At 68.9% G+C, this 13,804-nt stretch carries 13 protein-coding genes; 6 read left to right on the forward strand and 7 right to left on the reverse strand.

All coding sequences use genetic code 11. The features are described from left to right. Positions 1-84: 84 nt before the first annotated feature. The gene (locus tag V5O46_RS19800) at positions 85-507 is read left to right on the forward strand and encodes a cyclophilin-like fold protein (protein ID WP_332885954.1); all 423 of its coding nucleotides are present in this window, start codon (positions 85-87) and stop codon (positions 505-507) included. Between the two features lie 43 nt (positions 508-550). On the opposite strand, the gene hisC is transcribed toward V5O46_RS19800, so the two are convergent. Next, the gene (hisC, locus tag V5O46_RS19805; protein WP_332885955.1) at positions 551-1,630 is read right to left on the reverse strand and encodes a histidinol-phosphate transaminase; all 1,080 of its coding nucleotides are present in this window, start codon (positions 1,628-1,630) and stop codon (positions 551-553) included. Positions 1,631-2,062: 432 nt separating this feature from the next. Here hisC and V5O46_RS19810 point away from each other — a divergent pair, with 432 nt between their 5' ends. From V5O46_RS19810 to V5O46_RS19820, 3 genes are all read left to right on the forward strand, one after another. Next, positions 2,063-3,175 carry a LacI family DNA-binding transcriptional regulator gene (locus V5O46_RS19810; RefSeq protein ID WP_332885956.1) on the forward strand — a complete coding sequence of 371 codons (1,113 nt, stop codon included), beginning with the start codon at positions 2,063-2,065 and terminating at the stop codon, positions 3,173-3,175. Between the two features lie 480 nt (positions 3,176-3,655). Further along, positions 3,656-4,747: a metallophosphoesterase gene (locus V5O46_RS19815; RefSeq protein ID WP_332885957.1), complete on the forward strand. Its 1,092-nt coding sequence runs from the start codon at positions 3,656-3,658 to the stop codon at positions 4,745-4,747. Positions 4,748-4,929: 182 nt separating this feature from the next. Next, entirely contained in the window at positions 4,930-5,802 is an 873-nt protein-coding gene (locus V5O46_RS19820) for a hypothetical protein (RefSeq protein WP_332885958.1), read from the forward strand. A 64-nt stretch (positions 5,803-5,866) separates the two neighbouring features. Here the strand turns inward: V5O46_RS19820 and V5O46_RS19825 are convergent, their stop codons facing one another. Beyond that, positions 5,867-7,279, reverse strand: a complete 1,413-nt coding sequence (locus V5O46_RS19825) for a VWA domain-containing protein (protein WP_332885959.1) — start codon at positions 7,277-7,279, stop codon at positions 5,867-5,869. A gap of 78 nt (positions 7,280-7,357) precedes the next feature. Continuing rightward, complete coding sequence (gene thiC / locus V5O46_RS19830) at positions 7,358-9,166, reverse strand: phosphomethylpyrimidine synthase ThiC (RefSeq protein ID WP_332885960.1); 1,809 nt, start codon at positions 9,164-9,166, stop codon at positions 7,358-7,360. Positions 9,167-9,420: 254 nt separating this feature from the next. On the opposite strand from thiC, the gene V5O46_RS19835 reads away from it, so the two are divergent. Continuing rightward, complete coding sequence (locus V5O46_RS19835) at positions 9,421-10,944, forward strand: YibE/F family protein (RefSeq protein WP_332885961.1); 1,524 nt, start codon at positions 9,421-9,423, stop codon at positions 10,942-10,944. 47 nt (positions 10,945-10,991) lie between these two features. Here the strand turns inward: V5O46_RS19835 and V5O46_RS19840 are convergent, their stop codons facing one another. From V5O46_RS19840 to V5O46_RS19855, 4 genes are all read right to left on the reverse strand, one after another. Further along, the gene (locus tag V5O46_RS19840) at positions 10,992-11,429 is read right to left on the reverse strand and encodes an SsgA family sporulation/cell division regulator (protein ID WP_332885962.1); all 438 of its coding nucleotides are present in this window, start codon (positions 11,427-11,429) and stop codon (positions 10,992-10,994) included. Between the two features lie 97 nt (positions 11,430-11,526). Further along, entirely contained in the window at positions 11,527-12,264 is a 738-nt protein-coding gene (locus tag V5O46_RS19845) for an IclR family transcriptional regulator (RefSeq protein ID WP_408649026.1), read from the reverse strand. 369 nt (positions 12,265-12,633) lie between these two features. Then, entirely contained in the window at positions 12,634-12,846 is a 213-nt protein-coding gene (locus V5O46_RS19850; RefSeq protein ID WP_332885964.1) for a DUF5326 family protein, read from the reverse strand. Positions 12,847-13,047: 201 nt separating this feature from the next. Then, positions 13,048-13,365, reverse strand: a complete 318-nt coding sequence (locus V5O46_RS19855) for a cupin domain-containing protein (RefSeq protein ID WP_332885965.1) — start codon at positions 13,363-13,365, stop codon at positions 13,048-13,050. Between the two features lie 56 nt (positions 13,366-13,421). Between V5O46_RS19855 and V5O46_RS19860 the strand changes: the two genes are divergently transcribed. After that, positions 13,422-13,799: a phage holin family protein gene (locus V5O46_RS19860; protein WP_332885966.1), complete on the forward strand. Its 378-nt coding sequence runs from the start codon at positions 13,422-13,424 to the stop codon at positions 13,797-13,799. Positions 13,800-13,804 lie beyond the last annotated feature (5 nt).

The raw sequence follows: 13,804 nt of genomic DNA on the forward strand, positions 1-13,804 counted from the left end.
CCTACAGCTTTTCGCCATCGACAGGGGGGTCCCTGTGACGTCAACCCCTTGGCAAGAACTTCAACATATTGTTGAATTCGCCGCATGGACACACAGGGACAGCAGACACAGATCCGGATCTCCTGGCCTGCGGGACACCTCACTGCGACCCTCGACCACACCGCCACCACGCAGGCGTTCCTCAAGGCCCTGCCGCTTACGGCAAGCGCACACACCTGGGGTGAGGAGGTGTACTTCGACACAGGTATGTCGGTTTCACGTGAAACGAATGCCCGACAGGTCGTCGAGCCAGGCACGGTCGTCTTCTGGACCGACGGCGACGCCTTGGCGCTCCCTTACGGACCGACGCCGATCTCGCAAGGTTGGGGGTCCCCCAGATCGGAGTTCGGGGGAGAGTGCCGCCTCGCGAGCCCATGCAATGTCATGGGCCGCCTGAACGGGGACCCCCGCCTGCTGGCGACGGTCCGCGGTGGCGACCCGATCCGCGTGGAGGCCGTGGACGCGTAGCCGACGTGACAAACGCCGCGACGCGCTGCACGAGCCGGCCTCCCTACACCTCTCTGCGGAACGCTTCCGTCACCTTCAGGAAGATGTCGTTCGCCTCGCTCTCGCCCACTGTGACCCGCACACCCTCGCCCGGGAACGGCCGCACCACCACACCGGCCCGCTCGCACGCCTCCGCAAAGGCGACGGTCCGCTCCCCCAGCCGCAGCCATACGAAATTCGCCTGGGTCTCCGGCACCGTCCAGCCCTGGGCACGCAGCCCGTCGACCACGCGCGTGCGCTCACACACCAGCGAACCGACCCTGCCGAACAGCTCGTCCTCGGCCCGTAGCGAGGCGATCGCCGCGTCCTGCGCAAGCTGGCTCACCCCGAACGGCACCGCAGTCTTGCGCAGCGCCGCCGCCACCGGTTCATGGGCCACGGCGAAGCCCACCCGCAGTCCGGCAAGGCCGTACGCCTTGGAGAAGGTCCGCAGCACACAGACGTTGGGACGCTCGCGGTACAGCTCAAGGCCGTCCGGCACGTCGGTGTCCCGGATGAATTCGCGGTAGGCCTCGTCCAGCACCACGAGCACATCACTGGGGACCCGGTCCAGGAACCGCTCCAGCTCGGCCCGCCGCACCACGGTCCCCGTCGGGTTGTTGGGGTTGCAGACGAAGATCAGCCGGGTCCTGTCGGTGATGGCCTCCGCCATGGCGTCCAGGTCGTGCACGTCACCCGGCGTCAGCGGCACGCGCACCGAGGTGGCACCGCTGATCTGCGTGATGATCGGGTACGCCTCGAAGGACCGCCACGCGTAGATCACCTCGTCACCGGGTCCTGAGGTCGCCTGCAGCAGCTGCTGGGCGACACCCACGGATCCGGTGCCGGTGGACAGATGGGTGAGAGGGACGCCGAACCGCTCGGACAGCTCGTTCATCAGGCCCGTACAGGCCATGTCCGGGTATCGGTTGAAGGAGGAGGCGGCCGCCGTCACCGTCTCCATCACACCGGGCAGCGGCGGATACGGATTCTCGTTGGAGGACAGCTTGTAGGCGACCGGGCCGCCGACCGCCGCGGGCCTGCCCGGCTTGTAGGTGGGGATACCCTCCAGCTCTGCGCGCAGCTTGGGGCTCGTCTCGCTCACCGCAGTCCTCCTCATGACCACCACCGGCATCGAATGCTCCTCACCTTATGAGGATTCGGCGCCGCTGCGTATAGGTGCGAACAGACGGAGCCGAGCTCGGCGGTCATCCGGGAGTCCTCTCAGCAGTCACATGGGAATCAGGGGCATCAGCACACGAAGGCGTACGTTCCGGGGGCGCGCCGCACATATATCTATGCGCCGGTGGCTCACGCCGTGGCGCGCATCCCCCGTGAAGGTGAGTTGAGACCTCTTCGCAACATCGGGGCCTTGCCAGGCCCGCGCATGCCCACACATCACGTAATGGGATGCGAGGTGGGAACTGCCTTGGTTTCCAAGGCAGTTCACCTACAGCAGCCATGCAGAAACGTGCCTGTCAACGGACGCATATGCGTCCGCCCTACCCCACTGCATGAGCCCTACTATCGGCTCGCCATGACAGCAGCAGGGAAGCACAAGGTGAGCCGCGCGGAAACCTCACGTCGAGGCAGCCGGCCGGGCCGGGCGGGCATCAGGGACGTGGCCGCCGCCGCCGGAGTCTCCATCACGACCGTCTCCGACGCCCTCAACGGCAAGGGCCGGCTCCCGGACGCCACCCGCCGACATGTCCGCGAGGTGGCCGACCGGCTGGGCTACCGCCCCTCGGCCGCCGCCCGTACGCTCCGGACCGGCAAGTCGGGACTCATCGGCCTGACCGTCACGACGTACGGGGATGAACCTTTCACCTTCACCGAGTTCGCGTACTTCGCCGAGATGGCGCGGGCCGCCACGTCCGCCGCCCTGGACCGCGGATACGCCCTGGTCATCCTGCCCGCGACCTCCCGCCACGACGTGTGGTCCAACGTCGCCCTGGACGGCACGGTCGTCATCGACCCCTCGGACCAGGACCCGGTCGTCGGCGAGCTGGTCCGCCAGGGCCTGCCGGTGGTCTCCGACGGTCGGCCCGCGGGAGCACTCCCGGTCACCGCCTGGGTCGACAACGACCACGAGGCCGCCGTCCTCGGCATCCTCGACCATCTCGCCGACGCCGGAGCCCGCCGCATCGGCCTGCTCACCGGCACCTCGACCGACACCTACACCCACCTGTCGACCACGGCCTATCTGCGCTGGTGCGAGCGGGTCGGCCAGGACCCGGTGTACGAGGCCTACCCGGCGCACGACCCGTGTGCGGGAGCCGTCGCCGCCGACCGGCTGCTCGCTCGCCCCGACCGGCCCGACGCCGTCTACGGACTGTTCGACCCCAACGGCACCGACCTGCTCGCCGCCGCCCGCCGCTACGGCCTGCGAGTACCCGACGACCTGCTGCTGGTGTGCTGCAGCGAGTCCACGATGTACGCCAGCACCGAGCCGCCCATCACGACGCTGTCGCTGAAGCCACGCCGCATCGGCACGGCGGTGGTGCAGCTCCTCATCGACGCCATCGAGGGCGTCGACTCGGACCAGCCGGTCGAGCAGGTGATACCGACCGAGCTGATCGTGCGGAACTCCTCGCAGCGCCGCCCGCCGCGCACGACGGTCAGCCCGCCGCGCTCGCCCGAGGATCAGTAGCCGGACGCCGGATGCGCGGACACGCCGGACACTCGGACGGAAGGATGGAAGGGCGGAAGGGTTTACGGGTGGTATGACGGGCGGCGGCAGGAACGCACGGGGGCGGAAGGGAGCACAACGGGCGGTGGCGGACAACGGCACGCGGGAAGCGTCACCCGGACGGCGGGCGCGCTCCGGCGGATGGCAGGCGCACCCCCGGGTGTGGACGGCGAGCGCGCTCCATGCGTGGCCGCCGGGCACGCCCCACATGCCCGGCCACAGGCAACCGCACCCCGGACAACGGACGCGGTGTGCCGCGAGAGCGATCCGGTGCCCGGGCGAACCCCGGCCCAATCGGGGCGAAAGCCGCCGTGAAGAGGCGTCCCGTTCCGATTCACCACCCCTGGGTCATCACACGGCGCGATCCGCATTCCTATGATGGGCCCACGACACCGCGGGCCGCTGCGACCAGGCAGTCCGAAGCGGTGCAGATGCGGCGCGATGGTGGAGGGGTCGATGACTCAGGGGGCCGGTCGGGGACCCGAGGCGGAGCGGACGGCGACAGTGCGCGACTTCCGGGTGCCCGCGTACGTCCACGAGACCGGTCCGTACGGCCACAGCACGCACCCCGGCGACATCGCCCCGCCGCACGAGCAGAGCCACCCCGACGGGTACACGCCCACAGAACGCGATCTTCCCGTCATCAACCGCGGTGACACGGTTCAGGTGACCGTCGACCCCGTGGCGGCACCGGTCACGCAGCCGGGCACCGGTCCCGGCCCGCTGTACGTGGTCGGCGACGTGCACGGCTACCTCGACGAGCTGGTCGCCGCGCTGCAGGAGAAGGGCCTGATCGACGCCGCCGGGCACTGGTGCGCGGGCACCACCCGGCTGTGGTTCCTCGGCGACTTCACCGACCGCGGTCCGGACGGCATCGGCGTCATCGACCTGGTGATGCGGCTGTCCGCCGAGGCCGCCGCGGCCGGCGGCTACTGCAAGGCGCTGATGGGCAACCACGAACTGCTGCTGCTCGGCGCCAAACGGTTCGGCGACACGCCGGTCAACTCCGGAGCCGGCACCGCGACCTTCCAGGCCGCCTGGCTGCTCAACGGCGGCCAGAAGACCGACATGGACCGCCTCCAGGACCATCACCTGCAGTGGATGGCCCGGCTGGACGCCCTCGAAGAGGTCGACGGCCACCTCCTGGTCCACTCCGACACCACCTCGTACCTCGACTACGGCGGCTCCATCGAGGAGGTCAACGACACCGTCCGCGAAACGCTCACGCGCAACGACGCCGACGAGTGCTGGGACCTGTTCCGCAAGTTCACCAAGCGCTTCTCCTTCCGGGACGAGGGCGGCGCCGACGCGGTGCGCTCGCTGCTGGATACGTACGGCGGCACCCGCATCGTTCACGGTCACAGCCCCATCCCGTACCTGCTGGGTGAGGTCGGTTCCGAGGACGGCGAGGACGAGGCCCGTCCCGTCGTCGACGGACCTCACGTCTACGCCGACGGACTGGCCATCGCCATGGACGGCGGCGTGACCATGGCCGGAAAGCTGCTGGTCCAGCAACTGCCGCTGAGCGACTGACCATTCATCTGACGGGCACCGGACCGTCCGCGTTCGTACAGGCAGACACCCAATTTCTGGAAACCCCCTGTCACCGCCTGCCGTCACCGCTCTACCATCGGTCTATCCGTAGCAGGCTCCCCTCCGTTTCTGCCCGACGGCTCGTTGGCATGCGAGCCCCAAGCCCTACGGAGCATCGGGGGATGCACATGAACAGCGTTCCGCAGCAATTGTTGAGCGAGGACCGTCAAGAGTACGAGCGGATCCTCAACGAGGCGCTGCGCTCCGCACCACACCGCCCGGAACTGGCCTCTCTCGGCCAGCGGCTCAACACCGAACAACTGCGCACCATGGCCCTGGGCGCCAGCGCGCTGATCACCGCCGCAGCGGCCACGGAGTACCAGCACTACGTCAAGGTCCGCGAGGAACTGCGCCAGCCGGCGACGTCCACCCCGTCCACGCCCGCGCGCGAATCCGGCTCCGAGGAGTCGAGCACGAGTGCGGTGGGGCTCGCCGCCACCATGGGAGAGGTCGCCGAGGCCGCCGGTGCGGGCGCCGTGGCCATCGTCGCCGTGCTGGCACCGGTGCTGGCCGGAACCGCCGCGGCGATCTTCCTGCTCGTCGGGTACGTGCTGAAGATGCTCGCCCCCGGGCAGGCGTTCGCCCAGACCATGCTGACCACCGGATGGGTCTTCGGCGCGGTGACCGCCGTGGCGATCCTCGTCGCCGCGGTCGGGCTGCTGCTCACCGCGCTGCGCAACCGCCCCTCGGCGGAGGCGGGGCGCTACGGCGAACTGGACGGAGAGCTGACCCAGGCCAGGGATGCCTGGCGGGAGGCGCTGCTGGAACGCGGCATCCTGCCGTTCCTCAGGGACGCGCTCGCCGACCCGAGCGCGGCGACGGCGTTGCAGAGCACGACTCCGTCGGCACCGAGGGGTCGCATGCCGCACCTCGGCTACGACCGCCCCGGGTTCACCAGTCCCGACGAGGGCACCGCCGCCGGGCACCGGCCGCGCTACTCGAGCCCGGACTACTCCAGCCCGGAATTCGGCGGTCCCGAGCACCGGCCGGAATGAGCACCGGCCTGCGCTCCCCCCGGGCGGAACTCTTGCGCAAGGGGAGCGCACGCCGGTCGCCTGATCAGAGGATTCCCGCCTGGCCGGCGGCCCTGATCCAGGACGGGAACTCGGACAGCAGCCGGTCGTAGAGCTCCGGGTCGGGGACGCTGCTGATGTCGTCCACCGCGAAGAAGCCCACGTTGTCGACGCGACGGCCGGGGAGCGTGTCGAACCGCTCCAGCACTCCGTAGTCGGACCGGCCCAGCCCCACGAACTGCCAGAAAACCGGCTCTTCCACCGCCTCCCGCAGTTCACGTTCGATCTCGGTGTTCCGGTAGACCCCGCCGTCGGAGAAGAACAGCACCAGGGTCGGCACCGGCGCCGGGTGGGCCCGGACGAACGCCCGCACCTCGGCGATCACCTTCTGCTCCTCGTTCTGGATCCCGACCGCGCGCATGTCGACCTGGTCCGGCTCCAGGCCCTTCTTCCGGCCGCGGCGGAACAGACCGATCTCACCGACGCGCACATGCAGCCGCAGCCAGTCCGGCAGCTCGCCCAACCGCAGGTCGGGCAGGCGGGCCGGGTTCGAGGCGAAGGTCCAGGCCTGCATCTCCCCGTCGTCGTCGAGTTGCGCCGCCACCGCCGCCATGCGCTCCACGACATCGGCCACGACTCCTTTGGAGTAGAGGAAGGACATCGACCCGGAGGCGTCGAGCACCAGCACGACCCGCGCCGTCACCGCGCCGACGCCGTGTTTGCGCAGGCTGACCGCCACCTGTTCCTTGCGCAGCGACAGCCGCTTGCGCATGTCCACGGGCAACCGCTCCTCGCCCTTGGTCAGCCGGGGTCCCGCCTCCGGGGGTGCCGTCCGGTCAGCGGGGGCGCGGAGGGACGGGGCCGTGACAGGAGGAGGGAGAGTGGCAGCAGGAGCTACGGGGGGTGCGGGCGGCGCGGCCGCGTCGTCGACGGTGATACCGAAGTCGGTCGCCAGCCCCGCCAGCCCGGAAGCATAGCCCTGTCCTACCGCGCGGAACTTCCACCTCCCCTGGCGCCGGTACAGCTCGCCGCCGATCATCGCGGTCTCGGTGGCCGCCGTCATCTCGAAACGGGCCAGCTCGGCTCCGGTCGCGCGGTCCAGCAGCCTCAGGGACAGTCCGGGCACCTGCCCGAAGGTCCCGCCGTCGGCCGACGCGCAGAGCACGATCCGCTCGACAGCCGGCTCCAGCGAGCGCAGGTCCACGTCCAGGGCGTCGGTGGTGACGGCGGCATCGGCGCTCTTCCGCTTCCCGGTGTGCTCGACGGCACCGGAGCCGTGCCGGGGCTGGTTGTAGAAGACGAAGTCACCGTCGTCCCGCACCCGTCCGTCCGCACCGAGCAGCAGGGCCGAGGCATCGACCTCGGGCACACCGGGCCCGGCGGACCAGGCCAGCTCGACATGCACCGTGGACGAGTCGACGGCGAGGTTGGCGCCCTTGTTCAAGGGTGTGGCTGTCATGGGACCAGTCTGCCGACAGCCCCACCGCGGCGGGGAGGGGGCGAGCCGTCCCCTCCCCGCCGACCGGACCGGGTCCGCTCAGTCGGCGATCGGCAGATACACGCGGTTGCCCGCAGCCGCGAACTCCTCCGACTTCCGGGCCATGCCCTCCTCGATCTCGGTCTGGCTGCCACCATGCTCCCGGCGGATGTCCTGCGAGATCTTCATCGAGCAGAACTTCGGCCCGCACATGGAACAGAAGTGGGCCGTCTTGGCGGGCTCGGCCGGCAGGGTCTCGTCGTGGAACTCCCGTGCCGTGTCCGGGTCGAGGGCCAGGTTGAACTGGTCCTCCCACCGGAACTCGAAGCGGGCGTCGGACAACGCGTCGTCCCATTCCTGCGCACCGGGGTGCCCCTTGGCAAGGTCGGCCGCGTGGGCCGCGATCTTGTAGGTGATGACGCCGGTCTTGACGTCGTCACGGTTGGGCAGACCCAGGTGTTCCTTGGGCGTGACGTAGCAGAGCATGGCCGTGCCCCACCAGGCGATCATCGCGGCACCGATGCCGGAGGTGATGTGGTCGTACGCCGGGGCGACGTCCGTCGTCAGCGGGCCGAGCGTATAGAACGGAGCTTCATCGCAGATCTCCTGCTGAAGGTCGATGTTCTCCTTGATCTTGTGCATCGGGACATGGCCCGGGCCTTCGATCATGGTCTGTACGTTCCAACGCTTCGCGATCCGGTTGAGTTCCCCGAGCGTCTCCAACTCGGCGAACTGCGCACGGTCGTTGGCGTCCGCGATCGACCCCGGCCGAAGGCCGTCGCCGAGGGAGTAGGTGACGTCGTAAGCGGCGAGGATCTCGCAGAGCTCCTCGAAGTTCTCGTACAGGAACGACTCCTTGTGGTGCGCCAGGCACCACGCGGCCATGATCGACCCTCCGCGAGAGACGATGCCCGTTTTGCGGTTCGCGGTCAGCGGTACGTACGGAAGGCGCACGCCCGCGTGGACGGTCATGTAGTCCACGCCCTGCTCGGCCTGCTCGATGACCGTGTCCTTGTAGATCTCCCACGTCAGCTCCTCGGCCCTGCCGTCGACCTTCTCCAGGGCCTGGTAGAGCGGCACGGTGCCGATGGGCACGGGGGAGTTGCGCAGCACCCACTCACGGGTGGTGTGGATATTGCGTCCGGTGGACAGGTCCATGACCGTGTCGGCGCCCCAGCGGGTCGCCCAGGTCATCTTCTCCACCTCCTCCTCGATGGAGGAGGTCACGGCCGAGTTGCCGATGTTGGCATTGACCTTGACCAGGAACCTCTTACCGATGATCATCGGCTCGATCTCGGGGTGGTTGACATTGGCCGGCAGCACGGCCCGGCCCGCAGCGATCTCCTCGCGCACCACCTCCGGCGTCACGTTCTCCCGGATGGCCACGTACTCCATCTCGGGTGTGATCTCGCCCCTGCGCGCGTACGCGAGCTGGGTGACCGCGTGACCGTCCCGGCTTCGCCTCGGCTGACGCGGCCGACCGGGAAAGACCGCATCGAGGTTGCGCAGTCCGCCACGCGGCGAGGTGTGCTTGATCCCGTCGTCCTCGGGACGGACAGGACGGCCCGCGTACTCCTCGGTGTCGCCACGGGCGATGATCCAGTTCTCGCGCAGCGGCGCCAGTCCCCTGCGGACATCGGTATCGACGGCTGGATCGGTGTACGGGCCCGAGGTGTCGTACAGCGTGACCGACTGCCCGTTGGTGAGATGCACCTGACGGACCGGCACGCGCAGATCGGGGCGCGAGCCCTCGACATACGCCTTGTGCCATCCGATGGACTTCCCGGCCTCCCCGTCGGCAGTGCTCTGCGGGGCAGGGGTCTGCCCGTTCTGCATGGAGGCAGGCGTGCGTGCGTCCTTGATGGTCATGAGACCTACTCCCTACGCCGGCATTACCCGGTAACAGGTTCGGCGGTCGACGCAGCGGTATCCGTCTGCCGACGTTTCGTGTGAAACATCACTCGACTTCGGTGATGTTTCATGTGAAACATCGCTGGGACGGAGGTCAGCGCCCTCTCAGCCCGGTGCTCCGAGCTCCCGCGTGTACAAAGGTGCCCCCCACGCTAGCGCCAATTCGGGCGCGGTGAACAGAGGGCCCCCTGTGTTCTTGCGATGATCGGCCGGTGACCACGATGCAGCATCCTCCCTCGCCCCCGCCCGACCCACACCGCGGGCACGGCCCCGCGAGCGGCCCTGGCCCCGGAGACGGCCAGGGCTTCCGTGGCGGACACGGCGGCGGTTCGGGAGGCCGACACGACTCCGGTGCGGGGCATGGCTCGGGGGACGGGCATGGTTCGGGCGGTCATGGTTCGGACTCCGGCGGAGGCGGAGGCGGATCCGGACATGGTCACGGGCACGGGCACGGGCACAGCCACGGGCCCGCGACACCGGTCTCGAGGCATCTGCGCAGGGTCATCGCGGCCGTCCTCATCCCGTTCGCCGCGGCCGTGGCCGTCGGCCTCACCGTGCTCTGGCCCGGCGGCGCGCCACCGCACGAGCGCACCGGGGTCGGATTCGACCGCCAAACGCAGCAGGCCACGGTCACCGAGGTGGTCGAGGTGGACTGCGAGGACGTCAACGCCTCCGGAGTCCCACCGACCGGCGACACCTCCACCGCGGAGGGCTCCTCCGCGGTACAACGGCAGAACGGCACCTGCGACAGGGCGACGATCCGGGTCGACACCGGCCAGGACGAAGGCCGGACCTTCACCGAGATCGTGCAGCCGGACCAGTCACGGCAGCTGCACGAGGGCCAGAAGGTCGTGGTCGCCTACGAACCCTCCGCTCCCGAGGATCTGCAGTACTCGGTGACCGACATCAACCGCCGACTGCCGATGGCACTGCTGGCCGGGATCTTCGCGGTCGCCGTGGTGGTCGTCGGCCGGCTCCGCGGGCTCATGGCGCTGATCTCGCTGGCGATCAGCTTCCTGGTGCTGAACTTCTTCATCCTGCCCGCCATCCTGCAGGGCTCCAACCCGCTGATCGTGGCGGTGGTCGGGGCCAGCGCGATCATGCTGATGGCGCTCTACCTGTGTCACGGGCTGTCGGCCCGGACGTCCGTCGCGGTACTGGGCACCTTGATCTCGCTGCTGCTGATCGGCATCCTCGGGTCGGCGTTCATCGACTGGGCGGCGCTGACCGGCAACACGGACGACAACACCGGTCTGATCCACGGGCTGTATCCGACGATCGACATGAGCGGTCTGCTGCTGGCCGGCATCATCATCGGCTCGCTCGGTGTCCTCGACGATGTCACGGTCACCCAGACGTCGGCCGTCTGGGAGCTGCACGACGCCAATCCGACGATGGGCTGGCGCGGGCTGTACCGCGCGGGCATCCGTATCGGCCGCGACCACATCGCATCCGTCGTCAACACCTTGGTCCTGGCCTATGCGGGCGCAGCTCTGCCTCTGCTTCTGCTGTTCTCGATCGCCCAGAGCAGCGTGGGCACGGTCGCCAACAGCGAACTGGTCGCCGAGGAGATCGTGCGCACACTGGTCGGCTCGATCGGCCTCGTGGCGTCGGTACCCGTCACCACCGCGCTGGCGGCCCTGGTGGTGTCGGCCGACCGTCCCGGGCCGGCGACGGCAGCCGGGGCCGGCACGGCCCCGGCGCGCAGCGGACGAGGCCGCCGCCGCAAGCGCTGACGCCCCGGCGAAGCGTTACGCCACCGCCGTACGACCGCTGTGACGCTTCAGCCCGCGCTCTGTTCCTCGGCCAGGATCCGGTCCAGGGCCTCGTCGAGATGGGCGTCGAAGTCGGCGAGCGCGCCTTCCTGGCCCAGCGGCACCAGCTTGTCGGTGCGGTCGAGGAAGGCCACGAGCGGTGCCACCGACGAGCGGAACACTGCCTGGTCACCGCCGACCTGAAGACGGATCAGCACCTCGGCCAACGGCTCCGGGTCCACGGGCGAGATCCGCACATCACCGTCCCCGCACGGCCGCCCCACTCCGTCGATCAGCAGCTCCCTGCCGAAGGCCCAGGTCACCGGGGCATCGCCGGGGAGATGGAAGGTCAGCCGCACGGCATAGGGATCACACGTCTCGTAGCGCAGCTCTACCGGAATACGGAACGAGAGCTCCTCGGACACGAGAAAGCTCATCATGACCTCTGCCTGTACGGACTCGCGCATCGCCTACCCCGTCTCGCCGTCGACTGGCCGGGAATCAAACCTCTTACACTGGTGGCATCTTGCTGAACGTACACACCAGATCACAAGGAGTGAGTTTTCAGATACTGATAGAGATCGCCAGCGATCCCAGAAGCCGCCCCGCCTCGTGCTGCAGCTGCAGTGCAGCGGGCAGCAGCCGGTCGGCCTGGTGAGCGGGCAGTGAGATGGCCATCGTCGCGGCCGTGGTGCCGATGGTGATGGGAAGCGCCGCGCACACCGTCCCGAGGGCGTACTCCTGGCATTCGACCACCGGCTCCGTCCGTCGCATGGAGTCCAGGCGCCGCTGCAGATGATGGTCGTCACGCACCGTGTACGGCGTGACGGACCGTACGGGGTAGCGGGCGAGGTGATCACGGCGGGACTCCTCGTCCAGCTGCGACAGCAGACACTGTCCGATCGCATGAGCATGTCCGGTCTCACGGAAGTCGGCCCACTCCTGGACCGCCGGAATGCCCGGAGTGTCGGACACACAGACGACGTCGATCTCGCCCTCGTGATACCGGGCGTAGTACACGGGCACGCCGATGGCATCGCGCCAGCGTGCAAGCGTGTCGACCACTGTGCTGCGACGTTTCTGCTGCGCCCCGCTGCTGCTCAGCCGCTCGGCCGCCTCCCCGAGGAAGAACAGCCCCTTCTCCCGGCGCAGATACCCCTCGTGAACGAGGGTGCGCAGCAGGTGGTACGCGGTCGGGAGCGCAAGGCCCGTCTCACGGGCCAGTTGTTTGGCAGGGGCGCCGTACGGATGCTCGGCGACGGTCTCCAGCAGCCGCATCGCACGCTGCACGGATCCGATCAGCGTCACGGAGGATCCGCCGGCGCCGGGTCCGCCACTGCTCGGATTATCGACGGGGGGTCTGCCCACGGACGGGCCGACAGCCCTTCCCGCAGGGGCGCCCTCCCCCGCGGGCGGAGTCGAACGGGGCTGCACGGGGAGGGGGTGCAGCGGGACGGATGCGGGTTGAGCCGTGGCCAAGGTCGCTCCCGAGGCGTGAGGGGGCAGCCGGTGCGGAGAACACGGGTGGGGTGTCGACCGCTCGCGGGGTTGTCCCGCGTGGAGTTCCGGACTCTAACCACCTGTCATGGCTTGCATACGACCCGTGCAGCAAACTTCCCTCGCGCGAGGGAACCGGTGATTCCCGTTACCCCCACCGGTGTCCCACAGTCCTCACCAGTCGCCGCGGGAGGAGGAACTCGCAGTGAACTTCCGTACGACGTAGACCAGTCCACCGACCAGCGCCACGAAGAGCAGCACCTTGAACAGCAGGCCGATCACAAAGCCCACCACGCTGGCGATCAGTCCGCCGAACACGACCAGGGCGATGACCGGCACCGCGATCCACTTCACCCACCACGGCAGTCCCGTGAAGATCTCTCGCATCGGTCTCGTCCTCACCTCTCCGCCCGCCCGCGCCGCCCGTTTCGAGTGCCGGGCCCCACGGGTACGGGAACGTGTCCGGGAGCCCGTGTCCGGGAATCTCCCCTGTCCTGCACTCGATGCTAGGGCCGCGATGCCCCGCGCGGGGGCCTGGCATCCCTTGTCGTCCCCTGACAGAACCCCTAGGGAATCCCTGGGTCCCGATCAGCTCTCGGGCGGAGAGAACACCACCAGAACCCGCAGGTCCTCGCTGATGTGGTGGAACTTGTGGGCGACACCGGCCGGCACGTACACCACGCTGCCGCGGGCGACCTGGGTGGTCTCCATACCGACGGTGATCGAGGCCCGGCCGCTCACGACGAAGTACACCTCGTCCTGGGAGTGCGGCTTCTGCGGATCGGCCGTGCCCGCGTCGAGGGCGTAGAGGCCGACCGACATGTTCCGCTCCCGCAGGAACTGGAGGTACGCCCCGTCGTTCGCGGCGCGCTCCGCCTCCAGTTCGTCCAGCCGGAATGCCTTCACCTTGTCCGCCCCTGACTCTTCCCATGTGCCCGACCCTGTCTGCCACGATCAGACACATGAAGAATTTTGTAGTCAAGACGATCGCGAACGCGGGCGCCCTGGCGGTCGCCGTATGGCTGTTGGACAAGATCACCCTGACCGGTGACAGCACGGGCCGGCAGATCGGCACGCTACTCCTCGTGGCACTGCTCTTCGGCCTCGTGAACCTGCTGGTCAAGCCCATCGTGAAGCTGCTGACCCTTCCCCTGTTCATCCTGACGCTGGGCCTGTTCACTCTGGTGGTCAACGCACTCATGCTGCTGTTGACATCCTGGCTGGCGGACCGGCTCGATCTGAGTTTCCATGTGGACGGCTTCTGGACCGCGGTCCTGGGCGGGCTGATCATCTCGATCGTCTCCTGGGCCCTGAACGCCTTCCTGCCCGACGGGGACTGAGCACC

The sequence above is a fragment of the Streptomyces poriticola genome, assembly GCF_036689765.1.
Classification (GTDB): domain Bacteria; phylum Actinomycetota; class Actinomycetes; order Streptomycetales; family Streptomycetaceae; genus Streptomyces; species Streptomyces poriticola.